This is a genomic window from Enterococcus sp. DIV2467a (assembly GCF_050532945.1).
GTDB lineage: Bacteria > Bacillota > Bacilli > Lactobacillales > Enterococcaceae > Enterococcus > Enterococcus faecalis.
On record NZ_CP172896.1, the window covers coordinates 506,391 to 528,054 of the forward strand.

Below are 21,664 nucleotides of genomic sequence, written 5' to 3' on the forward strand. Positions count from 1 at the left end.
TAACCAAAAAAATGATTGGTGGAGGAAAAGAAAATGACAGACAAGACAAAAAGTTCGTTGGCTTATTGGAAAAAAATCGTTATTTTACTATGTATGGGCTGGGTAACAATCTGGATTTATCGTTCCGCGCTTTCTCCCGTTTATCCACAAATTCGCGCGTCTCTAAATGGTAACGCTTCCGATACGGCCCTAGGGTCCATTTCTAGCTTTTATTTTCTCGGTTACGTAGTCATGCAGATTCCTGCAGGCTTCTTGGTAGACAAAATTGGGAAAAAACGTGTATTAATTCCAGGCTTTATCTTGTTTGCGCTGGCAGCATTACTGATTGCCCAAGCCCAAACGATTGGAACAATTTACTTAGGTAGCTTATTGGCAGGCTTAGGATGTGGTTCTTTCTATGGCTCGGCTTACTCGTTGACGTCGCAAAACATTCCTCAAGCCAAAAAAAGTTTTGCAACAGCTATTGTCAACAGTGGTTCAGCAGTTGGTTCAGGTTTAGGGATGATTTTATCTAGTTATTTAGTTGCCCAAAAAGGATTACCTTGGCAAGTGATGATGTACATTTCCGCCTTTATGATTATTTGTATGTTAGTGGCTTTTCAAGTGATTATTCGCAATCATAAAGAAGACATGGCCTTGATTCAGCCAACCGTTGTTGATGAAAAAGATAACGGAGCGGTAAAAGAAAAAGTGCCCTTTAAAAAACTGTTTGCGCCACATATGCTATTTGCGTACATTTTATATTTTGGCACTTGTTATGCATATTATATGATTGTGACTTGGTTACCTAATTTTTTAAGTACCGAACGTGGTTTCCAAGGAGCAGCAATAGGGTTATCCTCTTCACTGGTAGCATTTGCCTCTATTCCAGGAGCGTTATTTTTTAGTCGGTTGGCGGATAAGTACATGCATAAAAAAGTTCAATTCATCGTTGTTTTAGAATTTTTAGCAACAGCCATGCTTTTGTTAACTGTACAAGTAAGTAATGCGACGTTGTTATTAATTGCTTTAATTATGTATGGGTTCTTAGGAAAATTAGCTGTTGAACCGATTATTATTTCTTGGCTAGGTGAAAATGCACCAAAAATTGGAATTGGCACTACTTTGGGCGTGTTTAACTTTTTCGGCATGATGTCATCTGTGATCGCCCCAGCTTTGACTGGGAAAATTTCTGACACAACTGGTTCGAAAGTCATGGGCTTTTATATCGCCGTCGTGATTTTACTAATTGGCACGATTCTTTTTATGCTTGTCAATTTAAAAAAACGCAGGGCAGATTCGTCTAATAAATAAAAAAACAACGCAAACTTATCTTTCGCTGAATAAGTTTGCGTTGTTTTACTTTTTGACAATCATATTAATCGCTTGTGCTAATCGCTCTTCTTGTTCTTTAGGATCTTTTTCAGGATTTTCAAAGCAATGCTTTAAATTTTCCGCAACAATCATCCCCATTACGCGATCAATACTAGAACGGACCGCACTCAACTGAGTGATAACATCGATACACTCTTTTTCTTCATCAATCATTTTTTGAATCCCGCGAATTTGACCTTCTGTGCGGCGTAAACGATTCAGCACTTTCTTTTTTTCTTCAGTCATTTTGCCCCTCCTTAAGAGTAGTGATTGGTTTAAAATATACCTACACGAGGTATTTTTGTCAACTATCTTTTCTTTGAATCTAAAAATGGCAGAAATCTCTTCAGTTGACAAGTCTAACTTTTTCATGTTAAATATACCCCGTAAGGTATATAAGAGAAGGAGAAAAAGATGTTATTTCAATTGTTTAAAAAAACGCCAAGTATTTCAACAAAAGAACTTCAGTCACGTTTATCTAAAGAGATAACGTTATTAGATGTCCGGACACCTAGCGAATACCGCGCAGGGCATATTCCACAAGCGATTAATGTCCCACTTAACAAAATTCCCGCCTACAACAAATCCGCTAACGAAGTCTATGTGATTTGCCAGTCCGGCATGCGCAGCAAAAATGCGGCCAAAATTTTAGCGAGAAAAAACTATCACGTGATTAACGTTCGTGGCGGGATGTCCCAATGGTCTGGTCAAATTAAAGGAGGAAAATAAATGAAAATTGTAATTATCGGAGGCGTGGCTGGTGGTATGTCAGCAGCGACACGTTTACGTCGCTTAATGGAAGATGCTGAAATTGTTGTCATGGAAAAAGGCCCTTTTGTTTCATTTGCAAACTGTGGTTTGCCTTACTACGTTTCTGGCGAAATCGCAGAAAGAGAGCAACTGCTTGTTCAAACACCCGAAGCGTTAAAGGCACGGTTTAATTTAGATGTTCGTCCTCACCATGAAGTCGTGGCGATTGATCCAATAGAAAAAGTGATCACAGTGAAACATGAAACAGAAATTTTAACAGAACACTATGACAAATTAATTTTATCACCAGGGGCGAAACCTTTTGTGCCACCAATTACAGGATTGGCAGAAGCCAAAAATGTTTTTTCATTAAGAAATGTTCCTGATTTAGATCAAATTATGACAGCCTTGACACCAGAAACAAAACGAGCCGTCGTGATTGGCGCAGGCTTCATTGGCTTGGAAATGGCAGAAAACTTGCAAAAACGCGGATTAGAAGTCACTCTCGTGGAAAAGGCACCCCATGTTTTACCGCCATTAGACGAAGAAATGGCCGCTTTTGTCAAAGCTGAATTAAGCAAAAACAATGTTCAAGTAATTACGGGACAATCTGCGGTTGCTTTTGAAGAAGAAGGGCAAGTGATTCGCTTAGAAGACGGTCAAACATTAGCTTCTGATTTAACCATTTTGTCGGTGGGTGTCCAACCAGAAAATACCTTAGCAGTTGAAGCAGGTGTAGCAACTGGTTTACGTGGCGGTATTGTTGTTGATGAACGCTATCAAACGAATCAACCCGATATTTATGCGGTTGGGGATGCTATTGTAGTGAAACAACAAATCACTCAAGAAGATGCGCTGATTTCTTTAGCTTCTCCTGCCAATCGCCAAGGACGTCAAGTAGCGGATGTGATTGCTGGGTTAGAGAGAAAAAATCAAGGAAGCATTGGGACCGCCATTGTGCGAGTCTTTGATTTAACCGCTGCTTCAACTGGTTTAAGCGAACGGGCTGCTAAAGCTGCTGGACTAACAACAGCTGTTGTGCATATCAGTGGAAAAGACCATGCGGGGTATTATCCTGGCGCAACAGATCTTCAGTTAAAATTAGTTTTCCATCCTACGACAGGGGAAATTTATGGCGCACAAGGAATTGGGGCCAAGGGCGTAGATAAGCGGATTGATATTCTTGCGACCGCTATTAAAGGACAGTTAACTATTTTTGATTTACCTGAATTAGAGTTTACCTATGCGCCGCCGTTTGGTTCAGCGAAAGATCCCGTGAACATGTTAGGCTATGCAGCGATGAACCTTGTAGAAGGATTGAGTGAAAACGTTCAATGGTATGAGTTATCCAACGAATTAGCTAATGGGGCTGTTTTATTAGATGTCCGTAATCCCGCCGAACGAGCCAATGGTCAATTTAAAAATGCTGTGTCTATTCCTTTAAATGAGTTAAGAGAACGTTTGGAGGAATTAGACAAGTCAACGGAGTACATTGTTAGTTGTCACAGTGGTTTGCGTAGTTATATTGCAGAACGGATGCTAAAACAAGCAGGCATCTCAGCCAAAAATTTAGATGGTGCTTTTGCGCTATATCGAATGGTAAAACCGGAGGAACTAGAAAATGTATAACACGATTGGCATGCCTGAATTTTATCAGGAAGCAAAACGAAAAAAATTACCGATTATTGATGTACGAGAAGAAATGGAATACCAACTGGGGCATGTCCCTCAGGCCATCAACTTACCTTTAAGTACTTTAACCGAAAATTATCAGCAATTAGATAAAAACCAACCCTATTATCTGATTTGTCAAATGGGATCGCGCTCCGCACAAGCGTGTGCGTTTCTCAGTCAACAAGGGTATCAAGTAACCAATGTTCTAGGTGGTACATCTGGCTGGTTGGGTCAATTAGAACAATAAAATAACAAAAAACGTTTATCCTTTTACACAGGATAAACGTTTTTTTGTTAGATAAAGATGTGTCAAAACTGTAAGAGGAATGATAGGAAGATGAAGGGACCAGTTTTTTTATTCATTATATACTAAATAAAATGACAAACTCGTCAACAGAAATCAAGGAGGAACAAATAAATGAAAAAGTCAGGCCAGAAGAAGCGAAATAAAAAAGTGTGGTTCGGTATTGGTGCCGCAGTGGTCGTCGTCGGATTTATCGGAGCAAAAACAGTTTTTTCTTCAAAAGAAGTTGAACCTGAATACACAACGTATACCATTACAGAAATGGCCTCATTAAAATTAGATGGTCAAGTGAGTTTTCTAGATACTCGGGATATTTTCTTTGATCCTTCTCTAGGAAAAATTGCCGAAATAAATGTTGAAAATGGTAAAGAAGTCAAGAAAGATAGTCCATTGTTAACGTACAATAACTCAGACATCCAAGCCACAGAAACAGAACAAGCGAATGCCGTTAATCGGAACAATCTTCAAGTTCAACAAGCACAAGAGAACGTTAACTTAGCCACTCAAAAATACAATGAAGCGTTAAACAAAGTTGCTGCAGCCAAGCAAAAATTAAACACCGCAAAAGAGGCTGAAGAGAAAGAAACACTAAATGCGGAAATTCAGCAATTGAATGAAGCCGTTAGTGCTGCGAATAGTGAAGTCGCCCAAGCTAACCAAGCCCTTCAATTAGCCAACAGTGATGCCGTCGGAGCAGCAAACACGCTTGAACAAACACGTGGCAAAGTCAACACAGTTGTTACAGCACCAATTGATGGCCAAGTCACTGTTGATGCTAGTGCCATGAGTAGTACCGACAAACCAGTCATTAAAATTGCAACACAAAAGAAAAATATTCAAGGAAAAGTAACCGAATATGATTACGATAAATTACAGACAGGGGAAGAAGTAACAGTGACGACCGTTGGTTCAGGCAAATCAGCACCAGGCAAAATTGTTTCCATTGCGCAAACCCCAATAGCTAAAAATGAAGGCAATCCAGTAGTGAGTTATCAATTTACAGTAGAAGGTGATTTTCCTTGGGCAGAAGGCTTGTCTACTAGCATCGCTGTGCCGCAAAAGCAAATGATTATACCGACAGCAGCAATCCAAAAAGAAGGCCAAAAAGAATTTGTCTATGTTTACAAAGCGGGCAAAGCGAAAAAAACACCGATTGAAACAGAAACAAATTTAGGTCGTAAAGTTGTCAAAAGTGGCTTGAATTGGAAAGACCAAGTGATTGCCAATCCCAATAAAGAATTAAAAGATAATCAAGATGTTCAGGTAGCTGCCAATGATTAAGCTAGCCCATATTCATAAATATTATTATTCCGAAGAAGAAACACTGCATGTGTTAGATGATATTAACCTCCAAGTAGACGCTGGAGAATTTTTAGCGATTATGGGTCCTTCTGGTTCTGGGAAATCGACTTTGATTAATTTGCTAGGCTTTATTGATAAAAAGTTTGAAGGAACGTATTTATTTGAAGACCGTGAAATTGGCGACTTTTCTGATAAGGAACTATCCCGAATTAGAAATGAAGCAGTCGGCTTTGTCTTTCAGAATTTTAGTTTAATTGAAACACTAACAGTTGAAGAAAACATTGAATTACCTCTTTTATATAGTGGGTTAACCCCAAAAGAAGCCAAAGATCGTGTCCACGAAGTTCTGACAAAAGTCGGCTTGCCAGATAAAGGCAAGAAGCATCCAAAACAACTTTCGGGCGGACAACAACAACGTGTTGCCATTGCGCGTGCGATTGTCAATCGGCCAAGTTTTATTATTGCAGATGAACCAACTGGGGCTTTAGATAGTAAAACATCGGAAGAAATTTTAACGCTCTTTCAGCAATTAAACAATGAAGGTGTCACCATTATTTTAGTGACACATGATGAAGAAACAATTGAATACTGCAATCGTTTGATTAAAGTTCGTGATGGAAAGATTTTAGAGGAGGTGCTGACATGAAACGTTCAATTATTTGGAAAACCGCCTTCCGTTCCATTTTGAAAAATAAGCGACGCAGCTTGTTAACGATGCTAGGGATTGTCATCGGGATCGCTTCGGTGATTACCATCGTGGCTATCGGTAACGGCTTTAAAGAAGACATGGTCGATAAATTATCTGCTGAAAAACAAAAAGAAAATGTGAAAAAGATTTCTTTTTCGGCCTACAACACTTCGGATATGTTTAGTGACCAAGCGATGTTTACCGACAATGATTTAGGGGTCGTGCGCATGGTTCCTGGCGTAGAAAAAATTGATTTTGATCAAAGAGAAGTTGATGGCGCCCAAAAAGGTACACTGAATTTTCAAGCAGGACCGAAAAATCTTTCCGTAACCTATGAACTTGCCGACAAAACCACCAAAGAATTGTTGGCGGGACGCCAACTGAATGATGGAGACAATGCAAAACTGGATAAAACAGTGGTGGTGGATGAACTGGTTGCCAAAGAACTCTACCAAGACCCAACTGCAGCAGTTAATCGAACTTTTCCATATAAAGAGCAACTTTTTACCATTGTTGGCGTGACAACCAATACCAGCGGTGCCATTGGTCCAGGTAATGATGACTCATTGCTTTATTTTCCCAAAAAGACCTATGAACATTATTTCGGCAAGCTAAAAGATACATCTACGTTGAAGCTAACAGTAGCACCTGGCTATCAACCAGATCAAGTATTGAAAGAAACAATAAAAACTCTCTCTCAACAAGGAACCATGAAAAACAGCGGGACATATCAAGAATATAATGTTAAAGATACCATCAAAGAAATGGGCTCTTTATTAAATAATTTAACCTTGTTTATTTCCGCAATTGCGGCCATTTCACTGGTAATTGCTGGGGTCGGCGTTATGAATATGATGTACATTTCGGTCTCAGAACGGATTAAGGAAATTGGTATCCGACGTGCATTGGGCGGGACAGCTAGTGATATTAAAAAGCAATTCTTAACAGAAGGGATTGCCTTGACCTTAATCGGCGGAATTACTGGTTATCTTTTAGGAATGATTATTGCCTACTTAGCCTCAATGGCACTACCGTTTTCTGTTCGACCAGATTTAATGACCGTTTCATTAGCCATTGGGATTTCTGTCTTTATCGGGGTTGTATTTAGCTATTTCCCTGCCTCGGCAGCTTCGAAAAAAGACTTGATCGATATTATGAAATAAATATAAACAGCAAAAAAACAGCCACTTTTGGCTGTTTTTTTTAGTGAAAGTAGAAAAAAATCCAAAGATTTCAAGAGAAAATAGCTAACAAACGTCAAAAGGTTGGTAGCTAATACCAACCTTTTGACGTTTGTCAGCTAAATAAAAAAAGAAAAAATTAAAAAAATAGCACGTTGAGGATTAAATAACAAATATTTTTTAAATAAGACTATTGGAAATCCTTTATAAATCTGGGATTACGGGAATGACTGTTAATGACTGATTTGCTTGTAAATTTCTAAATTTTAATTCGAAAAAATTCCAGTATACTAAATATATCAAAACAAAACACGAAAATTGAGAAAATTTTGAACTAAAAAAGAATTAAGGAGGAATCAAGAATGAAAATAATGGTCATCACAAAAAATATTTTATCAGAAACTGCTTTTCAAAACCGCTTACAGCATTTAGATCACCAAGTTTTTTGTACGACGTGTCTGATTGGTGAAATTAAGGAAAGTCATTTGTTTTATCGAAAATTTGATGCAATCATTCTCAGCGAAACGATTCCTCGCAAAGAACAATATTTATATCTAAAGGAATTAGCCAGAGTTAAAACGCCGTTGTTTCTTCGCTCGGAAGACATTCCTACCTCGGAAGAATTGAGCATTAGCTATCAATATGGCATTCTCAATTGGTTACGATTGGATGCGACTTTGGATACATTAAGAGAAAATCTCCTTTTGGCAGAATTAAATAAACCCATCCAACGAGAAGATGAAAAGTTAGATGTAGAAGGGATAAAGCTAACAGCCGCAGAACGTGCACTACTGGCTGTCTTGTATAGTACGCCAAAAGAACACTTACCAATGGAGCGCCTGTGTAAATTAATATATGACACAGAAGAAACAGCCAATAATCGAAAAAAAATGACCAAACAGCTGACAAAATTAAATAAAAAAATTCAAGTAGGGGGCTTTAAAAAACAAGGTATCCAAAATACACGGTATAAAGGCTACAAACTGCATCCGCAGTTGCTTCCTTACATTGGCGAATTATTTACTTAAAATAGAGAAGCACTTGACGAATGAAAATCACCATCACAGGATGACCTCTAAAAACCATGCTATACTAATACGGAATAGTATAGGAGGTGGGTCTGTATGAAAGACGGACTATATTGGGTACAACAATTAAAAGAACAGAAAGTAAGTCGCACAGAACTCTTAAAGGATATTGAGAAAAAAGTCCAAAAGTTAAATCCAAAGATCAATGGCTTTGTAACTTTTGATAGCCAAGAAGCAGAAGCAACTTATCAAAAAAATAAACAGCAGGACACACTATTTGCTGGTTTGCCATTTCCATTGAAAATGTTAGGCCAAGAAAAAGCGGGGTGGTCAGCAACGGCCGGCTCGCAACTTTTTAAAAATAGTACTGCAACAACGACCTCTAACTTTGTCAAACAAGCAGAAACGATTGGTTTGATGCCTTTAGGACAAACCAACGCTCCAGAGTTTGGCTTTAAAAATATTACGGACCCTGCGCTTTACGGGCCAGCCCGCAATCCTTGGAACCTGGAACATTCGCCAGGCGGTTCCAGTGGCGGCGCTGCCGCAGTTGTCGCTAGCGGGATTGTTCCTATAGCCGGCGCTAGCGATGGCGGTGGCTCCATCCGAATTCCCGCCTCTTTTAGTGGCTTAATTGGCTTAAAACCTAGCCGTGGCTCCATGCCTGTCGGCCCTGAAGGCTGGCGAGGCTGGCAAGGTGCCTCGATTGACTTTGCGTTGACTATTTCTATGAGAGACACCAAAGCGTTATTCTATGGCCTACGTGGTAGCCACAGTGGCGCCCCCTACCAAGCGCCCTTGGCAGAATGGCAAACACACCCTAAAAAACAACGGCTAAAAATTGCTCTGTGTACCGCTTCGCCTATCGGCTCAATGATTTCGCCAGAAGCAACACTAGCGGCGAAACAAGCGGCTGATTTTCTGGCAGCCGCTGGCCATGAAATCATTGAAATTCCTTATCCAGTCGATGGTGCAGCGCTGATTCGCTCCTATTATCAAATGAACGGCGCAGAAACTACAGCGATGATGAACAGCATTCAACAGGGGCTCGGGCGCCCAATTCGTAAAGAAGAAATCGAACCTTTTTCATGGACCATGCATCAATTCGGCCAAAAGATTCCAGCAGCCACCTATGTTCATTCATTACAGTTGTGGGATCAAGCAGCAGTAACGATGGAAGAACTTTTTCAAAAATTTGATCTGTTTTTATCACCAACAACGGCTTTTTCAGCACCAAAAATTAACGAAGATTTGCAAAGTGAGCACATTCGTCAACGAATGGCGCAAGCAGCAGAATTAACAGAAGCAGAGTTGGCTGAATTAATCTATGATTATTTTGATAAAAGTTTACAGCTAACACCTTATACTCAATTAGCGAACCTGACAGGACAACCAGCTATCAGCTTGCCCACACATATTACGGCAGCTGGGTTACCCTTAGGCATTCAATTGCTGGCTGCTCGTGGACGTGAAGATCTCTTATTCCAAGTAGGCGAACAGTTTGAGCAAGAAGGTAAATTTAAATTACCAGAAAGTTACCGCTAAATAGGGTGTTATTGTGACCAAATTTCAGATAAAATAGACACAAGACAAAAAACTGAGGTGGAAAAATGCTGTACGTAGTGAGACATGGTGAAACAGATTATAATGTGGCCCGTAGAATTTGTGGTCATGCGGAAGCGCAATTGACCGAAAAAGGCTATCAACAAGCGGAATTGGTAGCTGAAAAAATTGCCAAACAAGGAATTCAAATCGACCGTTTACTGGCGTCCCCTTTAAAACGGGCGCAAGAAACAGCACGTAAAATTGCAGAACGAAATCAATTGACGATTGAAACAGAACCTCGTTTAATTGAGATGAATTTTGGCATTTATGATGGTGAACCGATTGAAACAACGGCTTTCCAAGAAAATCGTTCTGAGATTTCCTTGCCGTTTCCAGAAGGGGAATCAGTCCTAGATGTCGCAGGTCGAATTTATCCCCTGATTGAGGAAGCCTTGGCTTCAGAGGAAACTTACCTATTTGTTTGCCACAATGCGGTTATGCGAGTCATTGATAACTACTTCAATGGTAAAAAAATCCAAGATTTCTTGGACTTTCATTGTGAAAATACACAACTTGTACAATACGGAGAATAAAAATCAAGTCTTTAATCTTTTGGTTAAAGACTTGATTTTTTTTATGGTAAATAAGAAACCGCTTCCGTTTTAATGTATAATAAATTAACTTTTGGATCAAAAAAGAAATGGGGAAAAGACTATGAGAATTGATAATATTCATCAAGCGTTAAAACAGTTTCACGTACAAAATCCAAGTAGCAAAGAAATCTTGTTGCCCGCAACGGCTTCGCAATTAAGTCAGACCTCTGGCTATACCCGAACCGCTGTTAGTGAAGAGCTTTCAGAATTAGTAAGAAAAGACCAAGTCGTTAAAGTTAAATCTAGACCAGTGTTATTTTTTGATAAAGACTACTTAGAGGAACAGTTTCCTTTTTTTAAAAGTAGCACGTGCTACGATTCCCTCGCTTCGCTGCAAGAGGACATTTATCAACAGACAGAACAGATACATAAGAAAAAGCAGCTACTGAAAATGAATCCATTTGCGAACGTAATTGGTTTTGATGGGAGCTTAGCAGACGCCATCAAGAAGTTGAAAGCCGCTATTTTATATCCGCCTAATGGCTTGAATATTTTACTTACTGGAGAATCTGGGGTGGGGAAAACCTTAATTGCAGAACAATTACACCAATTTTATCAAGTTAAAATGAACCAAGAAGTTCCGTTTATTTATTTTAATTGTGCAGAATATTTCAACAATCCAGAATTATTAACTTCGCATCTGTTTGGCTATAAAAAAGGCAGTTTCACTGGTGCCGTCAATGACCAAAAAGGTTTAGTGGAGTTGGCAGATGGCGGTTTTTTATTTTTAGATGAAGTCCATCGATTAACGAGCGAAGGCCAAGAAAAATTGTTTACAGTTTTGGATAAAGGGTATTTTACACGGATGGGTGAAGCCGAAAAACAAAGAAATGTATCGATAAAATTTATTTTTGCAACAACCGAAGCCGTCAATCAACATTTTTTGAAAACGTTTTTAAGAAGGATCCCTGTGACATTAGCCATTCCAGCTTTAGCCGAGCGCTCTTTGAAAGAAAAAATTCAATTGATTTTGTCCTTTTTCTTAGAAGAAAGTCAACGGATTCAAAAGAATATCCACATTCGTTATGAGGCGTTGAAACAATTAACGTTTACTCATTTTGAAGCCAACGTTGGTGAATTGAAAGCGGCGATTCAATTTCTGAGCGCACAAGCCTATTTAGAAGTGTTCGATCAATTAACGGAAACTATTTGCATTGAAGCAAACGAGGGGACAGTCAAAGAGCAACCTGATGTAGAAAGTCTGCTGGCTTTTAATGAGTGGATACCTAACGATGGCCTCACGATTCAATACAACCATTTTTATTTAAGCAGTCAAGAGTTACTTAAATCAGAAAGTCTGAAAAATGATCGTTTTTATAATTTTCTATTGAAAGAATATGCGGATTTGAAAAAATTAACTCTTTCGACAGAGGATGCGCTAGCAATCATGCAAAACAAAGTCGAGCAACTTTATGATATGGATATTTTTGCTCAAGAACCGCTAGCCATAGAGGCCATTGACGAAACATTGCAGCCAAAAATTCAAGAAGCCATTGTCTTTTTTGAACAATTAATCCAAGAAAAATTGACAGAGGATTTCCAGAATATTTTAATTGTCCACCTTTATTCTGCTGTTTTTTATTCTGCACAAATGAATGAAACGTTTTATTCAGATACCAAAAATATCTATTCTGGCAAAGTAACCCAGTATCAAGCTGCTAAGACCATGGTGGACTTTCTACAAACGTTGTTTGGGATTTCTTTTGCTGATACGGAAATCCTCTTTTTTGATCTATTTATTCGTAAAGTCACAGCTAAAAAAAGAGCGCACTCAGTTGAAGAAAACTGTGGCGTTATCGTCGTTGCACATGGTGCCGCGACGGCTAGCAGCATGGTTGAGTACACCAACCTTCTGTTCTCAACAACGGTCATGCGTGCAGTTGATATGCCGATTAATCAATCAGTGGAAGAAACATTAGAAAAAGTCCGTACAATTGTAAAGCAAAATCAGTATAAAAAAATTATTTTAATGGTGGACATCGGTTCCCTGGTTTACTTTGGTAATGCTATCAGTCAAACGTTTCAAATGGAAGTGCTGCTAATTAGCAATATCAATCTCTTAACATTGCTAGAAGTGGCCCGAGAAGTCATTTATGAATCGACGGCGTTTGAGTATCTATTACCAGTCTTAAAAGAAAAAAATCATCGCGCCTTGATTTGCAGTAAAGGTCGCTTCAACGAGGCAAAAGTTCTCATTATTTCCTGTCTAACTGGCATGGGGACTGCTATTAAAATTGAACAGTTGTTACTAAAAACTTTTCCTAATGAATTACTAACGAATGTACGCATCATTACTTTAGAGAAAAGAGAAGTGGAAGACATTGATCGTTTGCATTCTTTTGTTCGAAAAGAAGAGAAAATCGTTGGCATCATTGGCACCGTAAAGACAGAAGTGCCAGATATTCCGTTTATTTCTTTACAAGATTTACTATCGAAGCGGGGCATTCAGCTAGTTTTCGAATTATTAGGCCATCATTTAGAAGAAAAACAAAACCAAGAGTTACTAAAAAAAGTTTCAGCTAAATATATTCAAGGATTATCAATCGAAGCTATTACAGACTTACTAACGGTTTTGAATCCTACAACCATTTCGATCGAATTAGCTAAGATTTATTCAGATATTTGCTTACAAACTAAAATAAAAAGTGACGAAAAGATTTTACTTCGTTTTATCATTCATTGTGCTTGTATGTTAGAACGGCAATTGCTAAATCCAGAATATGACCCGACAGCTTATGAAATGTCATACCGAGAGTTGCCAGAAGCAGTATCTGTCATAAAAATGGCGTTTCGACCGCTTGAAGTGTCCTATAATCTGTTGATTCCACCTTTGGAAGTGCGCTATATTTATGAATTGCTCTTTGAAAAGGCTTAATTCAAACGGAAATGAAAGTTGGCACACTTATTGCTTTTAATAAAATGATTAATTAGCAAAGGAGTTTGTTTATGGAAAATGAACCAATTTTACTTTTAACACACAATGGTTGGGGCTTGGAATTAGTCAAAAGCGTCCAGATGATTGTAGGAGAAGTCACAAATGTACATGAAGTAGCATTACAAGCAGAGGATTCACTGGGGGATTATTTAGAACGAGTCACAGAAAAAATTGACCAGTTAACGTGGCACAACCAGTTGCTAATTTTAACAGATGTTAAAGGTGGCACACCTAGTAATGTTGCATTGCGTTTATCAAAAGATTATGACCTCCTGATTGTGTCAGGATTATGCACATCGTTATTATTAGAATCCGTCATGAAACAAAGTGGTCCTGGATTTCGTTTACAAGATGCAGAGATGATTCAACAAGCAGCAGTAGACAGTTGTCAAATTTTAGAAATTCCAAAATAAGAAAGTACAGGTGAACAGAATGTCAAAAATCGTATTAACAAGAGTCGATAGTCGTTTAATCCATGGACAAGTAGTGACTAAATGGTTACAACAATCAGGTGCAAATGAAATTTTGGTAGTGAGTGATGAACTAGAGCAAGATGAATTTTTACAAAGTATTTATTTAATGGCGGCGCCTCCAGGGGTTTCTGTAGTAATTAAAGGGATTGAAAGTGCCAAAGAATATTGGGAATCGCAAGAAAAGGAAGAGAAAAAGGTGTTATTTTTAGTGCCAGATTTAACGACCTTAAAAGCGATGGTGGACCAAGAAATTATTAAAGAGGAGATTCAAGTTGGTGGCTTAGGTGGCGGACCAAATCGGAAAAATGTTTTAAAAAATATCAATTTATCTGAAGAAGATGTTGCAATTTTGACTGAACTTTTAACGAAGGGCATCCATGTTTTCTTCCAAGCGATTCCCGAAGAAAATCCCCTACCAATTCAAAAATTAATTGAAAAATATCAATCACTATAATCAGAGAAAAAGGAGAGAATCATATGGGCGTTTTAGGTGTTTCAATTATTATGGGACTTTATTATTGGTTTGCACGTTTGCGTTTTGGGTACACATTTTCAGGCATGCTGTCTCAGCCATTAGGCGCAGCGTTGGTGGCTGGTTTAGCAACAGGAAAACTTAGTGAAGCAATGGTTGTGGGGGCGGGGATTCAACTTGTTTATCTCGGAGTCACCTCCACACCGGGTGGCAATGTGCCTAGTGATCCGGCTTTAGCTTCAGCAATCGCGATTCCGATTGCTTTAGGTGTGGGAATGAATGCCGAGGCGGCTGTTGCACTAGCTGTTCCTTTTGGTGTGTTAGGCGTCTTTATGGATCAATTACGGCGGACCATCAATGCGACTTGGGTGCATATGGCTGATAAATATGCAGAAGAGTTAAATTATGGGGGGATTTACCGAGCTGCGTTTGTTTATCCAGCTTTAGCGGGATTTTTAATTCGCTTTCCTTTGGTTTTTGCGGCGAACTTTTTTGGTCAATCTGTGGTGAATAAAGTCTTAGAAGTTATCCCAGCATGGTTGATGCACGGCTTTGAAGTAATGGGTGGTATTTTACCAGCGTTAGGATTCGCCTTAACAATTATGGTAATTGGCAAGAAAAATTTGATTCCTTATTTTTTAATCGGTTTTGTTGCAGTAGTATATTTTGGCGCAGAAGTTATGGCCGTCGCTATTTTAGGAATCTGTATTGCCTTTTTAGTTAGAAACAAGGCATTGAGTGAGGAGGCAGCATAATGGAACAAATGACACAAGCAAATGAACAACAATTGGAACAGAAAAAAATTACTAAAAAAGAATTATCCAAAGCCTTTTGGATTTATCAACTAGGCTGTGAATTATCAAATTCTTATGAACGTCTTCAAAGTTTAGTTTTTTGTGCATCGATGATTCCAGCAATTAAAAAACTTTACGCAGACGATGAAGAACAACAAAGAGAAGCTCTGAAACGTCATTTGAATTTTTTTAATACTGAAGGAACAGTAGGGGCTTCCATTCAAGGGATTGCAATTGCTATGGAGGAAGAAAAATCCAATGGCGCAGCGATCTCTGATACGGCGATCACATCGATTAAAACTGGGCTGATGGGTCCGCTGGCTGGGATTGGCGATTCGATTATTTGGGCAGCATTAATGCCGTTAATCATTTCCATTTTTATTCCAATGGCTAAAGGAGGTAACGTGATTGGAAGTATCGATCCGTTGGTTCTGTACACAGCCATTACGTTATACATCAGTTGGACGTTAGTAAATAAGTCCTATACATTAGGGCGTAATTCAATCTTAAGTTTGTTAAAAGACGGCAAAATTAAGCAAGTCATTTATTCAGCAAATGTTTTAGGAATGATGATGATGGGCGCTTTAAGTGCGAGTTATGTTAAAATTGCTAGCCCGATGACGTTTAAAGTTACTGGCGGTGCCACGATTGTTTTACAAGATATCCTAGATCAAATTATGAAAGGGTTACTTCCTTTAGCAGCAGTCATGGCTATTTATTTCTTCATGGTAAAAAAAGGCCCACGTTACGGTATCATTATCGGCACGATTGTCTTAGTTAGTTTGGTCACTTCATTCTTTGGTTTGTTATAAAGGAGAAAATAATGAATAGTTACGAAAAATTCCACTTAAAAGAAGTCATTAATGCTTCTGGCAAGATGACCATTCTAGGTGTCTCCAAAGTTTCGGAGGCAGTCCTCGCGGCTCAACGATTCGGCGGCGAACATTTCTTTGAAATGAGTGAACTTAGTGTGCAAACAGGGGCCTTTTTAGCCGACTTGTTGAAGGTAGAAGATGCCCAAATCGTTTCCTCGGCTTCGGCGGGGATTGCCCAATCGGTGGCTGCCTTGATTGGAAAAGGCAGCTTGTACCACGCGTATCATCCCTATTCAGAAAAGATCGAACAGCGGGAGATTGTTTTACCTAAAGGGCACAACGTGGACTACGGCACGCCTGTAGAAGTTATGGTAGCGCAAGGCGGCGGCCAAGTGGTGGAAGCTGGCTACGCCAACATGTGCAGTCCAGAACACGTGGAAATGATGATTTCTGAAAAAACAGCGGCCATTCTATACATCAAAAGCCATCATACCGTGCAAAAAAGTATGCTGACGGTAGCCGAAGCGGCCAAAGTGGCGCAACGCCACAAGGTGCCGCTAATTGTTGACGCGGCAGCAGAAGAAGATCTTTTCAAATACACTGAAGCAGGCGCTGATTTGGTGATTTACAGCGGCGCCAAAGCCATTGAAGGGCCAAGTGCCGGTTTAGTGGTCGGGAAAAAAGAATACATTGACTGGGTGCGCCTACAAGGCAAAGGCATTGGTCGAGCAATGAAAATTGGCAAAGACAATATCCTAGGCTTTACGCAAGCAGTGGAAGAATACTTGGCGCATGGCAGTGAATCAGGGGCTTCGATGCAAGAGCGCTTAAAACCGTTTGTTGAAGCCATCAACAACCTGTCAGATTTAACCGCCAAAATTGTCCAAGATGGCGCTGGCCGAGACATTTATCGCGCCAGTGTCAAAGTGGACGGCAGAAAAACCGCCAAGGAAGTCATCCAAGCGTTAAAAGCAGAAAGTCCAGCCATTTATACGCGAGAATATCAAGCCAACAATGGCATCATTGAATTTGACATTCGTTCTGTCAATCAAGAAGAAATGAACAAAATCGTGCAACGATTACAAGAAATTATGGACACAAAGGAGAAATAAGCCATGTCATTAAAACCTAATTATTTAGAAGAACGCATTTGTTTAAACGTTTTAGCCAATTCAGTAGAAAATGCCCAAGCCTGTTATGAAGCAGCAGAAGGGCATGTTGTGTTAGGCGTCCTTTCAAAAAACTATGAAACCGATGAAGCAGCCATTGACGATATGAAAAAATACCAAGCAGCAACCAACAACGCTTTATCTGTCGGCTTAGGGGCTGGCGATCCTAATCAAAGTCAAATGGTGGCTCGCTTATCAGAAGTTCTACAACCGCAACACGTGAACCAAGTCTTCACAGGTGTCGGCGCTTCGCGGGCCTTACTTCGTCAAGACGAAACAGTGATTAATGGCTTGGTTTCACCCACAGGCAAAGTTGGCTATGTCAACATTGCGACAGGTCCGTTAAGCTCTGGTGCGCCAGCGGCGGAAGTGCCTATCGAAACTGCCATCAAATTGTTGAAAGACATGGGAGGCAGTTCCATTAAATATTTCCCGATGAAAGGCTTGGCTCACAAAGAAGAATACCAAGCAGTAGCAGCAGCTTGTGCCAAGTATGACTTTTATTTAGAGCCAACAGGGGGCATTGATTTAGAAAACTTTGAAGAAATTGTTCAAATTGCGGTGGATGCCGGCGTTAAAAAAATCATTCCTCATGTCTACAGCTCAATTATCGATCAAGAAACAGGGGACACTAGAACAGAAGACGTGAAAACGTTACTAACCATGATGAAAAAGACATTGAATAAGTAAAGGGCCAATCTTTAGTTGACTTTCTCCACCAGATTTGCTACTCTCAAGTGGAGAATAAATAAAAACCAACAAATGAATGTGGGGTATTTTGGTGAGTGTCGTAGGTATCTAATTGATAAGTTGAATAACCAGTGAACCAAGCAAGGTTTATTTGGTGTGCTTAGAAAGTGATACCTGTCAGTCATCTCATTTACTAAATGCCTCCTTTAAAAGAGGTTTCTTTAGTAACCTTTATCCAATGATAAAGAGGACAGCGGTAGAACGCTGTCCTCTTTTTTCTATAGAAACTGGTTTTTATTTAAAGGCGCCAGGTATTCTTTTCATGATAGAAAGGAAGAAAAAACAAATGAATCATGAAACCATTCAAAAATTACAATTTACAACAATTCTTAAAGAAGTTCAAACACGTGCGATTGGCGAGTATAGTAAAGAACGGTTGGCGAAAATGGTCCCTGCAACACGTTTAGAAACAGTGCAGTCCCGCTTAACGGAAACAACCGAGGCCCGCTTAATTATTGATAGCGGACAACACGTCCCTTTCATGGGCTTGAGCCAAATTACCCGCTTGCTTCACCAAGTGAAAAAAGGCTTAATCCTTACACCAAACGAATTGATTGAGGTGGCTGACTTTTTAAGAAGTAGTCAGCGAATCCAGAAGTTTTTTGAAAAAAATCAATACCAAACACCACGCCTATTTAGTTACAGTCAGCACTTAGCTGATTTCAGAGCAATCGAAGAACAAATTTATACGAAAATCCATAACCAAAAAGTTGCCACCGATGCTTCTCGACAACTTCGGAAAATCCGGCGTCAAATCAATGAATGCCAACAAGAAATTGAAACAAAAGTTACCAAATTTTTACGCAATAAAAATAATCAACTGTATATTCAAGAAAATATGATGGTGAAAAAAGGGGAACATTACACGGTACCAATCAAAGCTAGCTATAAAAATAAGGTTTCAGGCACAATCATTGAGCAATCCAATAAAGGACAAACGGTCTTTATTGAACCTGTAGCAATTAGTAAATTAAATGAACAATTGACACTTTTAAAAGCGGAAGAAACAGCGGAAGAATATCAAATTTTGGCAGAACTAACAGGGTTAATCAATGAGCAAGAACGACTAGTCGATCAAGCCGTCGATACAATGACCACCTTAGATATTATTTTTGCACGAGGAAAGTATAGTCGCGAAATTGGTGGGATTACGCCAAAAGTAAACAAAGAAGAACGCTTGCGCATTGTTCAAGGAAAACACCCTCTTTTATTAGAACACGCAGTACCATTGACGTTTTCTTTAGGAGCAGAGTATCGAGGACTTGTCATTACAGGTGCCAATGCTGGTGGTAAAACGGTTGTCTTGAAAACAGTTGGCTTATTGACTGTCATGACACAATTTGGGTTGCAAATTCCAGCACAAGCGGGCACAGAGATTCCAGTATTAGATGAAATTTTTGTCGATATTGGTGATCAGCAAAATCTGGAAAATGCGTTAAGCACTTTTTCTGGGCACATGAAAAATATTGCGGAAATGTTGCGTAATGTTAAGCGACACACGCTTGTTTTATTAGATGAAATTGGTAGTGGCACCGAGCCGAACGAAGGAGCTGGCTTAGCGATTGCTATTATGGAAACGATGTATCAAAAGGGAGCCTTGGTAGTTGCAACGACCCATTATGGTGAAATTAAACGTTTTGCCCAAGAGCATGACGATTTTGTGCCCGCCGCAATGGCCTTCGATCGTGAAACATTAACGCCCAAATATCAATTGAAAATTGGTGAAGTTGGCGATAGTCAGGCGCTTTGGATTGCACGTAAAATGAAGATGGAGCCACAGCTCATTGAAAAGGCGGCTCATTATATTCAGCGGAAAGAATACCCTACTAATCGAAGTCTATTTAAACCCCTGAAAGCAAAAGAAACGACCTTTGCCACGTTTGTAGAAGAAACAGACCGTTATCAAAAAGGTGATCGTGTCCTATTGACAGAAACACAACAAATTGGGTTGGTTTTTACAGATGAGGGTGAACAAGAAATCCAAGTATTTGTGAATGATAAAATTGAAAATGTACCACGAAGACGGTTGAAATTACAAGCGAAAGCACAAGATCTATATCCGCAAGACTATGATTTAGAAAGTTTATTTACAGATTTCCATGAACGAAAGAAACTCAAAGATATTGAACGCGGCTCAAAAAAAGCGCAGAAACAATTACGCAAAGAGGCCGAAAAAAGAGCAGCAAGACGCGACAAATAAGGAACTTAACAGAAGCAATACAACAACTTAACACTTTGTTTACTTGTTATTTATCAGAAATCAACTAAGACTTGTTATAGTCAATGTATGGGTAGATATGAAGGAGGAAACAAGGAAATGAAGAAAAGAGCTTTGCTAGGGGTTACCTTATTAACATTCACAACATTAGCGGGTTGTACAAATTTATCTGAACAAAAAAGCGGCGAAAAACAAACAGAGGTTGCTGAAGCGAAGGCAACTGAATCTGAAAAAGCACCAGTAAAAAATGTTATTTTTATGATTGGAGATGGCATGGGGAATCCGTATACAACGGGCTATCGCTATTTCAAAGCCAATCACTCAGACAAGCGTGTTCCCCAAACAGCTTTTGATACCTATTTAGTTGGGCAACAAGCCACTTATCCAGAAGATGAAGAAGAGAATGTCACCGATTCAGCGTCCGCAGCGACAGCGATGGCTGCTGGAGTGAAAACCTACAATAATGCTATTGCGCTCGATAATGACAAGTCCAAAACAGAAACAGTGCTGGAACGTGCGAAAAAAGTGGGGAAATCAACGGGGCTTGTAGCAACATCTGAAATAACACATGCAACCCCTGCTGCATATGGCGCACATAATGTTTCACGCAAAAATATGGCAGAAATCGCCGATGACTATTTTGATGATCAAATCGACGGACAACACAAAGTCGATGTGTTACTTGGCGGCGGCTCCGAATTATTTGCCCGGAAAGATCGTGATTTAGTCAAAGAATTTTCCCAAGCGGGTTATGGTCATGTCACAGACAAAAAGTCGTTAAAAGAGAACCAAGACGACAAAATTTTAGGCTTGTTTGCACCAGGCGGGCTACCTAAAATGATTGACCGAACGGAAGAAGTCCCTTCATTAGCTGATATGACAGAAGCGGCTCTTCAACGGTTAGATAAAAATGAAAAAGGTTTCTTTTTAATGGTTGAAGGTAGTCAAATTGATTGGGCCGGGCATAGCAATGATATTGTTGGCGCGATGAGCGAAATGCAAGACTTCGAAGCGGCGTTTGAAAAGGCCATCGATTTTGCCAAAAAAGATGGTGAAACATTGGTGGTTACAACTGCAGATCATTCAACAGGTGGCTTGTCTTTAGGCAAAGGAGATCAATACAACTGGTTGACGGAGCCTTTACATGCGGCAAAACGCACGCCTGATTTCATGGCAGAAGAAATTATTAAAAATGGTAATGTGGAAAAAACAGTGACTGAGTATATTGATTTTCAATTAAGTGAGGCTGAATTGAAAGCAGTGAAAACAGCGGCGGAGTCAAAAGATGTTGAAAAAATCGCTCAGGCATTAAGAAAGATTTTTGATGAACGCTCGAATACTGGTTGGACTACTGGCGGACACACAGGAGAAGATGTAAATGTCTATGCTTATGGCCCACAAGCAGAAGCTTTTTCAGGACAAATTGATAATACAGACCAAGCGAAGATTATTTTTGGCTTAGTAGATGGCACCGGGCAAAAAGCTGAGATTAAAGATAAAGGTATTGGTAAATAACAAAATGAAGAAAAAGCAGAACGTATAGAAGTTCTGCTTTTTCTT

The 21,664-nt window shown here is 39.5% G+C and carries 20 protein-coding genes; 19 read left to right on the forward strand and 1 reads right to left on the reverse strand.

What is annotated here, in order from left to right:
• Positions 1–33 precede the first annotated feature (33 nt).
• Positions 34–1,293: an MFS transporter gene (locus IGL80_RS02355; RefSeq protein ID WP_002378762.1), complete on the forward strand. Its 1,260-nt coding sequence runs from the start codon at positions 34–36 to the stop codon at positions 1,291–1,293.
• 45 nt (positions 1,294–1,338) lie between these two features.
• Here IGL80_RS02355 and IGL80_RS02360 read toward each other — a convergent pair whose 3' ends face one another.
• Positions 1,339–1,599, reverse strand: coding sequence for a metal-sensitive transcriptional regulator (locus tag IGL80_RS02360; RefSeq protein ID WP_002355063.1), 261 nt, complete (start codon positions 1,597–1,599; stop codon positions 1,339–1,341).
• Positions 1,600–1,767: 168 nt separating this feature from the next.
• Between IGL80_RS02360 and IGL80_RS02365 the strand changes: the two genes are divergently transcribed.
• From IGL80_RS02365 to IGL80_RS02450, 18 genes are all read left to right on the forward strand, one after another.
• Complete coding sequence (locus IGL80_RS02365; protein WP_002365287.1) at positions 1,768–2,082, forward strand: rhodanese-like domain-containing protein; 315 nt, start codon at positions 1,768–1,770, stop codon at positions 2,080–2,082.
• Positions 2,083–3,732, forward strand: a complete 1,650-nt coding sequence (locus IGL80_RS02370) for an FAD-dependent oxidoreductase (protein WP_002359131.1) — start codon at positions 2,083–2,085, stop codon at positions 3,730–3,732.
• The gene (locus IGL80_RS02375) at positions 3,725–4,024 is read left to right on the forward strand and encodes a rhodanese-like domain-containing protein (RefSeq protein ID WP_002355066.1); all 300 of its coding nucleotides are present in this window, start codon (positions 3,725–3,727) and stop codon (positions 4,022–4,024) included. The genes IGL80_RS02370 and IGL80_RS02375 overlap by 8 nt, the downstream gene beginning before the upstream one ends.
• Positions 4,025–4,195: 171 nt before the next feature.
• A complete protein-coding gene (locus IGL80_RS02380) occupies positions 4,196–5,362 on the forward strand; it encodes an efflux RND transporter periplasmic adaptor subunit (RefSeq protein ID WP_002359132.1) in 1,167 nt (388 codons plus the stop codon).
• Positions 5,355–6,029: an ABC transporter ATP-binding protein gene (locus IGL80_RS02385; RefSeq protein ID WP_002365285.1), complete on the forward strand. Its 675-nt coding sequence runs from the start codon at positions 5,355–5,357 to the stop codon at positions 6,027–6,029. The genes IGL80_RS02380 and IGL80_RS02385 overlap by 8 nt, the downstream gene beginning before the upstream one ends.
• A complete protein-coding gene (locus tag IGL80_RS02390; protein ID WP_002359134.1) occupies positions 6,026–7,234 on the forward strand; it encodes an ABC transporter permease in 1,209 nt (402 codons plus the stop codon). Before IGL80_RS02385 ends, IGL80_RS02390 begins: the two co-directional genes overlap by 4 nt.
• Before the next feature lie 380 nt (positions 7,235–7,614).
• The gene (locus IGL80_RS02395; protein WP_002359135.1) at positions 7,615–8,280 is read left to right on the forward strand and encodes a helix-turn-helix domain-containing protein; all 666 of its coding nucleotides are present in this window, start codon (positions 7,615–7,617) and stop codon (positions 8,278–8,280) included.
• Positions 8,281–8,376: 96 nt separating this feature from the next.
• Positions 8,377–9,825: an amidase gene (locus tag IGL80_RS02400; RefSeq protein ID WP_002359136.1), complete on the forward strand. Its 1,449-nt coding sequence runs from the start codon at positions 8,377–8,379 to the stop codon at positions 9,823–9,825.
• Between the two features lie 65 nt (positions 9,826–9,890).
• Positions 9,891–10,418 carry a histidine phosphatase family protein gene (locus IGL80_RS02405; RefSeq protein ID WP_002359138.1) on the forward strand — a complete coding sequence of 176 codons (528 nt, stop codon included), beginning with the start codon at positions 9,891–9,893 and terminating at the stop codon, positions 10,416–10,418.
• 121 nt (positions 10,419–10,539) lie between these two features.
• Entirely contained in the window at positions 10,540–13,353 is a 2,814-nt protein-coding gene (locus tag IGL80_RS02410; RefSeq protein ID WP_002359139.1) for a sigma 54-interacting transcriptional regulator, read from the forward strand.
• Positions 13,354–13,424: 71 nt separating this feature from the next.
• Positions 13,425–13,826: a PTS sugar transporter subunit IIA gene (locus tag IGL80_RS02415; protein WP_002365282.1), complete on the forward strand. Its 402-nt coding sequence runs from the start codon at positions 13,425–13,427 to the stop codon at positions 13,824–13,826.
• A gap of 19 nt (positions 13,827–13,845) precedes the next feature.
• Positions 13,846–14,340, forward strand: coding sequence for a PTS system mannose/fructose/N-acetylgalactosamine-transporter subunit IIB (locus tag IGL80_RS02420; RefSeq protein ID WP_002355078.1), 495 nt, complete (start codon positions 13,846–13,848; stop codon positions 14,338–14,340).
• Between the two features lie 23 nt (positions 14,341–14,363).
• Entirely contained in the window at positions 14,364–15,113 is a 750-nt protein-coding gene (locus IGL80_RS02425) for a PTS mannose/fructose/sorbose/N-acetylgalactosamine transporter subunit IIC (RefSeq protein WP_002355079.1), read from the forward strand.
• A complete protein-coding gene (locus tag IGL80_RS02430; protein ID WP_173951691.1) occupies positions 15,113–15,964 on the forward strand; it encodes a PTS system mannose/fructose/sorbose family transporter subunit IID in 852 nt (283 codons plus the stop codon). The genes IGL80_RS02425 and IGL80_RS02430 overlap by 1 nt, the downstream gene beginning before the upstream one ends.
• A gap of 11 nt (positions 15,965–15,975) precedes the next feature.
• On the forward strand, positions 15,976–17,079 hold the full coding sequence (locus IGL80_RS02435) for a DgaE family pyridoxal phosphate-dependent ammonia lyase (RefSeq protein ID WP_002370039.1): 1,104 nt from the start codon (positions 15,976–15,978) through the stop codon (positions 17,077–17,079).
• A 3-nt stretch (positions 17,080–17,082) separates the two neighbouring features.
• Entirely contained in the window at positions 17,083–17,826 is a 744-nt protein-coding gene (gene dagF, locus IGL80_RS02440; protein WP_002378063.1) for a 2-dehydro-3-deoxy-phosphogluconate aldolase, read from the forward strand.
• A 346-nt stretch (positions 17,827–18,172) separates the two neighbouring features.
• The gene (locus IGL80_RS02445; protein ID WP_002359143.1) at positions 18,173–20,086 is read left to right on the forward strand and encodes an endonuclease MutS2; all 1,914 of its coding nucleotides are present in this window, start codon (positions 18,173–18,175) and stop codon (positions 20,084–20,086) included.
• Between the two features lie 87 nt (positions 20,087–20,173).
• Entirely contained in the window at positions 20,174–21,619 is a 1,446-nt protein-coding gene (locus IGL80_RS02450) for an alkaline phosphatase (protein ID WP_002396524.1), read from the forward strand.
• Positions 21,620–21,664: the final 45 nt, after the last annotated feature.